General features: G+C 73.0%; 6 protein-coding genes. 5 read left to right on the forward strand and 1 reads right to left on the reverse strand.

Going from position 1 to position 8,266, the window contains the following annotated elements; genetic code table 11:
* Nucleotides 1-2,122: glycoside hydrolase family 65 protein (locus tag CCN44_RS22225; RefSeq protein WP_086698904.1), on the forward strand; the 2,122-nt coding region annotated here is incomplete at its 5' end.
* 1 nt (nt 2,123) lies between these two features.
* Here CCN44_RS22225 and CCN44_RS47420 read toward each other — a convergent pair.
* Nucleotides 2,124-3,167, reverse strand: a complete 1,044-nt coding sequence (locus CCN44_RS47420) for a bifunctional class I SAM-dependent methyltransferase/NUDIX hydrolase (RefSeq protein ID WP_086698908.1) — start codon at nt 3,165-3,167, stop codon at nt 2,124-2,126.
* Nucleotides 3,168-3,310: 143 nt separating this feature from the next.
* Here CCN44_RS47420 and CCN44_RS22235 point away from each other — a divergent pair, with 143 nt between their 5' ends.
* The 4 genes from CCN44_RS22235 to CCN44_RS22250 all read left to right on the forward strand — a co-directional run.
* Entirely contained in the window at nt 3,311-4,129 is an 819-nt protein-coding gene (locus CCN44_RS22235; protein ID WP_059246569.1) for a LytR/AlgR family response regulator transcription factor, read from the forward strand.
* A gap of 903 nt (nt 4,130-5,032) precedes the next feature.
* Nucleotides 5,033-6,256, forward strand: a complete 1,224-nt coding sequence (locus tag CCN44_RS22240; RefSeq protein ID WP_059246570.1) for a helix-turn-helix transcriptional regulator — start codon at nt 5,033-5,035, stop codon at nt 6,254-6,256.
* Between the two features lie 225 nt (nt 6,257-6,481).
* Entirely contained in the window at nt 6,482-7,117 is a 636-nt protein-coding gene (locus CCN44_RS22245; protein ID WP_059246571.1) for an FMN-dependent NADH-azoreductase, read from the forward strand.
* A gap of 94 nt (nt 7,118-7,211) precedes the next feature.
* Nucleotides 7,212-8,266, forward strand: a 1,055-nt coding sequence (locus CCN44_RS22250) for a cytochrome P450 (protein ID WP_086698911.1), incomplete at its 3' end; no start/stop codon positions are given.

Here is an 8,266-nt window from a genome sequence, read left to right on the forward strand (position 1 = left end):
CTTCCGCCCCGCCGGCGGGGACTGGCTCACCCCGGACACCACCCCCGTCACCGAGCACCACCAGATGCTCCACCTCGACCCCGGCCTCCTGGAGCGCCGCACCCGCTACCCCCTCGGCGCCGGCGCCACCCTCCTCGTCCGGCAGGAACGCCTGGTCCACCTCGCCGACCCCCATCTCGCCGCAATGCGCACCGAGTTCACCGCCGAGGGCCGCACCGTCGACCTGCACGTCGAGGCCGCCCTGGACGGCGGCGTCACCAACTCCGGCGTCGCCCGCTACCGGGACCTGGACGGCCGGCACCTCACCCACGTCCACGTCGGCACCGCCGCCCCCGGCACGGTCTGGCTGCGCTGCCGCACCCGCACCTCCGACATCCGCTTCGGACTGGCCGCCCGGCTGACCGCCGAGGAGCCGGTCACGCACGCCGACGAGGCGCACCGCGCCGTACAGCGGCTGCGCCTGCGGCTGCCGCCCGGCCGGACCGCCACCGTCGACAAGACCGTCGCCCTGCACACCTCCCGCGACCCGGCCATCAGCGACCCGCTGCGCGCGGCCGTCGACCGGGTCGTCGACGCGCCCGGCTACGACGCACTGCGCGAGACCCACCACGCGGCCTGGGAGCAGCTGTGGCGGCGCACCGCGCTCGACGTGCCCGGCGAGGCGGGCAGCATCCTGCGCCTGCACCTGTTCCACGTGCTGCAGACCCTCTCGCCGCACACCGCCGACCTGGACGTCGGCGTCCCCGCCCGCGGACTGCACGGCGAGGCCTACCGCGGGCACGTCTTCTGGGACGAACTCTTCGTCCTGCCCTACCTCAACCTGCACCTGCCCGAGGTCTCCCGCGCCCTGCTCCGCTACCGCCACCGCCGCCTGGACGCGGCCTGCCACGCGGCCAGGGAACTCGGCAGGTGCGGCGCGCTCTACCCGTGGCAGAGCGGCAGCGACGGCCGCGAGGAGACCCAGCAGCTCCACCTCAACCCGCGCTCCGGCCGCTGGCTGCCGGACCACTCCCGGCTCCAGCACCACGTGGGCTCGGCCGTGGCCTACAACGTCTGGGAGTACTGCGAGGCGACCGGCGACACCGACTTCCGGCACGGCGAGGGCGCCGAGATGCTGCTCCAGATCGCCCGCTTCTGGGGGCAGTCGGCGGCCTGGGACGACCACCTCGGCCGGTACCGCATCCGGGGCGTCGTCGGCCCCGACGAGTACCACGACGCCTATCCCGACGCCGACCGGCCCGGCCTGGACGACAACGCGTACACCAACGTCACCGCCGCCTGGGTGCTCAGCCGCACCCTGGAACTGCTGCACGGCCTGCCCGAGCCGCGCCGCCGCGAACTCACCGAGCACACCGGCCTCGCCGAGGACGAGCCCGCCCGCTGGGCGGAGATCTCCCGCGGGCTGTACATCCCCTTCCACGACGGGGTGATCAGCCAGTTCGACGGCTACGGCGACCTCACCGAACTGGACTGGGACGGCTACCGCAAGCGGTACGACGACATCCGGCGCCTGGACCGGATCCTGGAGGCGGAGGGCGACACCGTCAACCGCTACAAGGCGTCCAAGCAGGCCGACGTGCTGATGCTCGGCTACCTCTTCTCGCCGCCCGAACTCCGCTCGCTGTTCCAGCAGCTGGGCCACCACCTGGACGAGCACACCTGGCTGTCCACCGTGGACCACTACCTGCACCGCACCAGCCACGGCTCCACCCTCAGCGGCCTGGTCCACGGCTGGATCCTGGCCCGCGCCCGCCGCGCCGACGCCTGGAGCTTCGTCCAGGAGGCGCTGCGCGGGGACATCGCCGACCTGCAGGGCGGCACCACCGGCGAGGGCATCCACCTCGGCGCCATGGCCGGCACCCTCGACCTCGTCCAGCGCGGACTGACCGGCCTGGTCACCCGCGGCGGCCTGTGCCTCGACCCGGTCCCGCTGCCCGAGCTGTCCTCGTACGGCTTCACCATCCGCTACCAGGGCCACTGGGGCGTGCGGCTGCGGCTGCGCAGCGGCCTGCTGGAGATCGCCGTCCCCTCCTCCGACCGCTCGCCCATCGACATCCGCCTGCGCGACCGCGTGATACCGGTGGGGCCGGGGGAGACCGCCCGGCTGGTGCTGCCCGACTGACTCAGCCGGCGGCGACCGGGTACCGGTGCACCGGCGGCAGATCCGGCAGCAGACCCGGCCACACCGTGTCCAGGACGTGGGCGCTCGGCGTGAACAGCGGGCGGCCCAGGCCCGGCAGGTCGGCCACCTCGTGCCACTCCCAGCGGCGGACCAACCGCGGCTCGGTGACCACGGGTTCGCCGGTGAACCGGGTGACCTGCACGGCGGCCGTCACCCGGGGCATGCCGTCCACGCGGTCCAGCAGGAGGGCCCGCACCCGCGCTCCGCCGGGGTCGGCCTCCAGGGACGTCTCCTCCCTCAGCTCCCGCACGGCCGCGGCGGCGAAGTCCTCACCCGGTTCGTTCTTGCCGCCGGGCAGCTCCCACAGGCCCCGCACCGACCAGCCCAGCAGCACCCGCCCCGCCGGGTCCGTGACGACGACACCGGCACCGGTCAGGGCGTGCGGGGACGGCCGGCCCTTGCCGGCGCAGACCGGCGGGACGGGGGCGGGGCCCCGCAGGACGAACAGGGCCAGACCGTCGGCGTCGTACCGCCGGGCGGACTCCCAGCCCGCGCACAGCAGCCCGATCTCCTCCTCGTCCAGCGCCACGCCCCGTCCGCGCTCCGGTACGACGTCCGTGACCGGCGTGATCACACACAGCGCGCCGCCGGGCCGCAGGCGCTCCCGCAGCCGGTTCAGCACCCGGGTCCGGTCGCGGACGAACGCCCAGCCCAGCCGGACGGTGATCAAGTCGTAGGCGGGGTGCGGGAGCCGGTCGAGGCCGTCCCGCTCGATGTCCAGCCTCCGGTACGCCACCCCCGTCCCGGCGTGCCGCCGGGCCTCGGTGAGCGCGACGGCGGACCGGTCGACGGCGTCCACCCGGTACCCGGCCGCGGCCAGATGGCGGGCGAGTTCTCCGGTCCCGCAGGCGATGTCCAGGCAGCGCCCGCCCGCCGGTGCCGGGACGTGCGCGGCGAGCAGCCGGCGCTCGGCGGGGCCCAGCGGCCGGAACCGGCCCCCGCGCGCGTAGTACGCGTCCCACTCCTCGGGGTTCAGCTGTGCCACCGGGCCTCCTCCTGCCGGTCGATGCGCGGACAAGGGGATCATCACCGGGTCACGGCCCGGACACACCGCCGTCCGTGATCTCGACGGCGCCGGCCGGCCGGACCACCATGGGAGAGCGGCCGAGACGGAAGGAGCTGCCGGACATGGGGGTGACCGACGTGCCCTTGCGCGTCCTGGCCGTGGACGACGAGGAACCCGCGCTCGCGGAACTGCTGTACCTGCTGGGGGAGGACCCGCGGGTCGGCACCGTCGTGCCCGCGCTGTCCGCCACCGAGGCGCTGCGCCGGCTGCGCCGGGCCATGGCCCAGGGCCCGGACGGCACCGACGGCACCGACGGCTTCGACGTCGTCTTCCTCGACATCGACATGCCCGGGCTCGGCGGCCTCGAAATGGCCCGGCTGCTGGGCGACTTCGCCGCCCCGCCGCTGATCGTGTTCGTGACCGCGTACGAGGACTTCGCGGTGCGCGCCTTCGACCTCAAGGCCGTGGACTACCTGCTCAAGCCGCTCCGCAAGGAGCGCTTCGCCGAGGCGGTACGGCGGGTCGCCGAGCTGGTCCGGGCCGGGCAGGGGCCCCGCCCCGCAGCCCCCGCGGCGGCCGGGCCCGCGGCATCCGCCCTCGGCGACCAGGTGCCCGTGGAACTGGGCGGGGTGACCCGGTTCGTGCCCCTCGCCGACATCGCCTATGTCGAGGCGCAGGGCGACTACGCGCGGCTGCACACCGGCCACGGCAGCCATCTGGTGCGGATACCGCTGTCCACCCTGGAGGAGCAGTGGCGCTCACGCGGCTTCGTCCGGATCCACCGCAGCCGGCTCGTCGCCCTCGGCCGGATCGAGGAACTCCGCGTGGACGGCGGGAATCTGACCGTCCGCATCGGTGACCGGATTCTCGCGGTGAGCCGGCGCAACGCCCGGGAACTGCGCGACCTGCTGGCCGGCCGCGCGACCGGCCGGATGCGCTGAGCCGACGTGGTTCGGCCACGGTGGCCGAACCACGCCGTCGTGCCCCCGGGCGGGCGGTCCCCGGCCGCCGTGGCATTGCTCACGTTCACGAGGGCGCCGACCGGGGCAGGGCTACTCCCCGGGACGTGCGCGACGGCGAGCCGCCTTGCCACTCCCGCAGGGGTGGGACTTGTGTGGGGGAATGGTGAACGCCGCTCGCGGCCGAGCGCGCCCGGGATCAGACGTCGAGGAGCGTTAACGGCAGCGTCACAGCGATTCGTGGTACTTCACCGAATGAATACGTATCGTTGTGCGAAGGATCGACGAGTAGGTGGCGAGAGCGCTCTTTCTCGCCAGCCTTGTGACGTTCGTGCGCGACTGCGTCCATCACACGTGTAGGCAACACGGACAACTGGGTCACAGGCCAGGGGGGTTACTTGATGTCCTGCATCAAATCGGGCTGTGCCAGGCGGCGGCTGCCTCGGCGAGGCGGGTTCCGCAGACCGTCCGTTCCCGGAGTACGGCCGGCCGGACACTGACGCCCTGGCTGTGAGGTGCGGATTCGTGCTGGACGGCGGAAGCGGGCAGACGCAAGACACCTTTCGGCATTTCCGGGGCGGACTCTGGACTGCCGTACCAGGGGGCCGGGCACCCCCGGCGGCCGAAAACGGCCGGACCGCATGCGCCACGGGGGGGACGACGGGAGCAGCTGTGCGCGGTCCGGAAGAACCGGAAAGAACGGTCGACGGGTCAGAGCGACACCCCACGAGTTCAGAACGCCACCCGATTACACGTCAGAGGTTTGTAGTGCCCCCGCGATATTCAGTCATATCCGAGCAGACTCTTCTGGAATCGTCCTGTGAGCCAGGCCGTTCTGTCGCACAATCAGCGCTCTTCTGGCTCGACGGACGGCTCGGCAAAAGCATGGAGTTAGCCGCCGCCGCGTCCGAACCGGCCAGGGGGGAACGCCCCGTCCGGGACGCTCCGCCGGAGGCCCGCATCTGGTACGCGACGCTGCTGACGCGCGTCCGCGGCCTCAGGCCGGCCGAACGGCTCCTCACCGGCGAGGAGACCGCCGCCCACGGACCCCACCGACCCGAGACGCAGGCCGCGCGGCTGCTGTGCGAGGCGGAGATCCATCTCGCCGGGGGCAGACTCACCGAGGCGACGACAGCGGCCGAAGCCGGCCTCCGGCTGGCCTCCCAGGCCGGGAACCGCGGACTCCCCCCACGCGGCCACGTGGTCATGGCCGTGTGCTCCGTGCGCTCCCTGGACCTGACGACCGGCCTGCTGTACGCCAACCGGCTGCGGGACGCCGCCCTCCTCGGGCAGGAGAACCTCATGCCGGGACAGTGCGTCTGGGCCGCCGCCCAGGCCCTGGAGGCGCGCGACGGCATGGAGAGCGTGGCCCACCTGCTGAAGGGCATCCTCCACGACGACGTGCTCACCCGCGATCTGCTGGTGTCCCAGCCGGCGGCGGCCTCCTGGCTGGTCCGGGCCGGGCAGCGGCTGGGCGACGCCGACCTCGCCGAGCGCGCCGTCCGCACGATGAGCCGGCTCGCCCTGATGAACCGCAGCTTCCGCAGCGTCCAGGCGGCGGCCGAGCACGCCGCCGGGCTGTACGCCCGCGACGCGGACGCCCTGGAGGCCGCCTCGGAACGGCACCTGGACCCCTGGGCCCGCGCGTCCGCCCTGGAGGACGCCAGCCGGGTGCGCTCCGCGCGCGTCCCGGAACGCGACCAGGCGGTCGACCTGCTGCGCCGCGCGGCCGACGCCTACCTGGGCGCCGGGGCGTCCCGGGACCTCGCACGGGTCCAGAGCCGGCTCCGCGAACTCGACGACCACGGCGGCCGGCCGGCCCGCAGCCGGACCCGGGTCAGCCGGCTCACCGACACCGAGTTCGCCGTGGCCGAGCTGGTCAGCCAGGGACTCACCAACGGCAGGGTGGGCAGCCAGCTCTACATCTCGCCGCACACGGTGGCGTTCCACCTCAAGAAGATCTTCCGCAAGCTCGACGTGACCTCCCGGGTGGAACTGGCCCGCTCCTGGAACCGGATCCTGGTGGAGGAACGCGACGACCGGCCCGCCGAGCCCGAGTCGGAGCCCCAGTTCCTGGTGGGCCCCTCCATGGCGCGTCAGGCCGGGTAGCCGCCGGCCGGCGCGGGACCGTCAGCGCAGGTGACGGCTCCGCGCCACCCCTACCACCCCTGCCCTACCAACCTGAGGGATGCCGCCGCGGCCGTCCCCCCACGTAGCCTCCAGCAAGGGAAGCACCGCTCCTCACCGTGTTGTGCCGTCCCGCCGGCGAGCGCCGGCCGGAAGGGACCGGGCGGGTTGCCGGAACAGCCACACCGATTGGCCAGGAGTCCTGTCATGCCGCACCTTCTGCACATCGACACCAGCATCCGCTCCGGCGAGTCCGTCACACGGCAGCTCACCGCCGAGTTCGTCACCCAGTGGCGGCAGAACCACCCCGACGCCGGCTACACCTACCGCGACCTCGGTGCCGAGCCGATCCCGCACATCACGCACGAGGTGCGCGAGTGGCTCTTCGACCCGACCGGCGACCTGCACGGCGTCACCCCCGAGGAGCAGGCGCTCACCGAGGCGCTGCACGCCGAGGTCCGTGAGGCGACCACGATCGTGCTGGGCGTCCCGATGTACAACTACACGATCCCCTCGTCCGTCAAGTCCTGGATCGACCGGCTGGTCACCCCGGCGCACATGCTGCCCCCGGGCGCCGAGTCCGGCGCGCTGAGCGGCAAGAACGTCATCGTCGTCACCGCCCGCGGCGGCTCCTACGCCCCCGGCACCCCGCGCGAGGGCTGGGACTACCAGGAGCCCTACCTGAAGGCCGTGCTCGGCGCCATCGGCCTCGCCGACAACCTGAAGTTCGTGCACGCCGAACTCACCTTCGCGGCGATCGTGCCCGCAATGGCCCAGCTGAAGCCGCTGGGCGAGAAGTCCCTCGCCGACGCCCGCGAGACGCTGCGCAAGCTGGCCCTCTGACCGTCGGCACCACCTCGCGGGCGGGCGCACCCGAGGCGCGGGGGTGCGGATTTCCGCGGACAGATACGTTCACACACTGTGGGGAAGGCGCTTCATGAGCGAGATGCTGTCCTACGAAGAAGTCTGGTCACGCACCCATCACTTCGACCCTCCCGCGATCTTCGACAAGCTGCGGGAGGAACGCCCCCTCGCGCGCATGTCCTACCCGGACGGGCACATCGGCTGGTTCACCACCAGCCACCGGATCGCCCGGGAGGTCCTCAGCGATCCCCGCTTCAGCCACAGCCTGGAGCTGGGGCACTTCCCCGTCACCAAGTACGGCGGCCCCGTACCGCCGTTCCCGGCGCTGCCCGGCATGTTCATCCACATGGACCCGCCGGACCACACCAGGTTCCGCCGCATGCTGGCACCCGAGTTCACCGTCCGGCGCATCGCCGAACTCGCCCCGCGCGTCGAGTCGGTGGCCGCCGAACAGATCGAGGAGATGCGCGCCCACGGCGCCCCCGCCGACCTGCTCGGCACCTTCGCCAAGCCGCTCGTCCTGCGGATCCTGTCCGACCTGGTCGGCCTGCCGTACGAGGAGCGCGAGCGGTACGCCGACGCGCCCGCCATCACCCATGACCCGGACGGTGACGCCGCGGAGGCGATGGCGGTCTACGAGCAGGTCGGCGCGCTCATCGGGGAGACCATCGAGCGCAAGCGCAAGCAGCCCGGCGACGACATCATCAGCCGGCTCCTGGCCGCCGGCGAGCTGACCGACGAGGAACTCGGCAACATCGTGGCCCTGTTGCTGTTCGCGGGCTACGAGACCACCGAGAGCGCTCTCAGCGTCGGCGTCATGGCGCTGCTGCACCACCCCGAGCAACTCGCCGCGCTGCGCGCCGATCTCTCCCGGATCGACGCGGCCGTGGAGGAGATCCTCCGCTATGTCACCGTCAACCAGTACGAGATCTTCCGCGCCGCGCTGGAGGACGTCGAGCTGGACGGCCAGCTGGTGAAGAAGGGGGAGACCGTCACGGTGTCCCTGCCGGCCGCCAACCGCGACCCGGCCAAGTACGGCTGCCCCGCCGACCTGGACCTCGGCCGGGACACCGCCGGACACCTGGCGTTCGGCCACGGCATCCACCAGTGCATCGGCCAGAACCTGGC

It is taken from the genome of Streptomyces tricolor, assembly GCF_002155905.1.
GTDB classification, from domain to species: Bacteria; Actinomycetota; Actinomycetes; order Streptomycetales; family Streptomycetaceae; genus Streptomyces; species Streptomyces tricolor.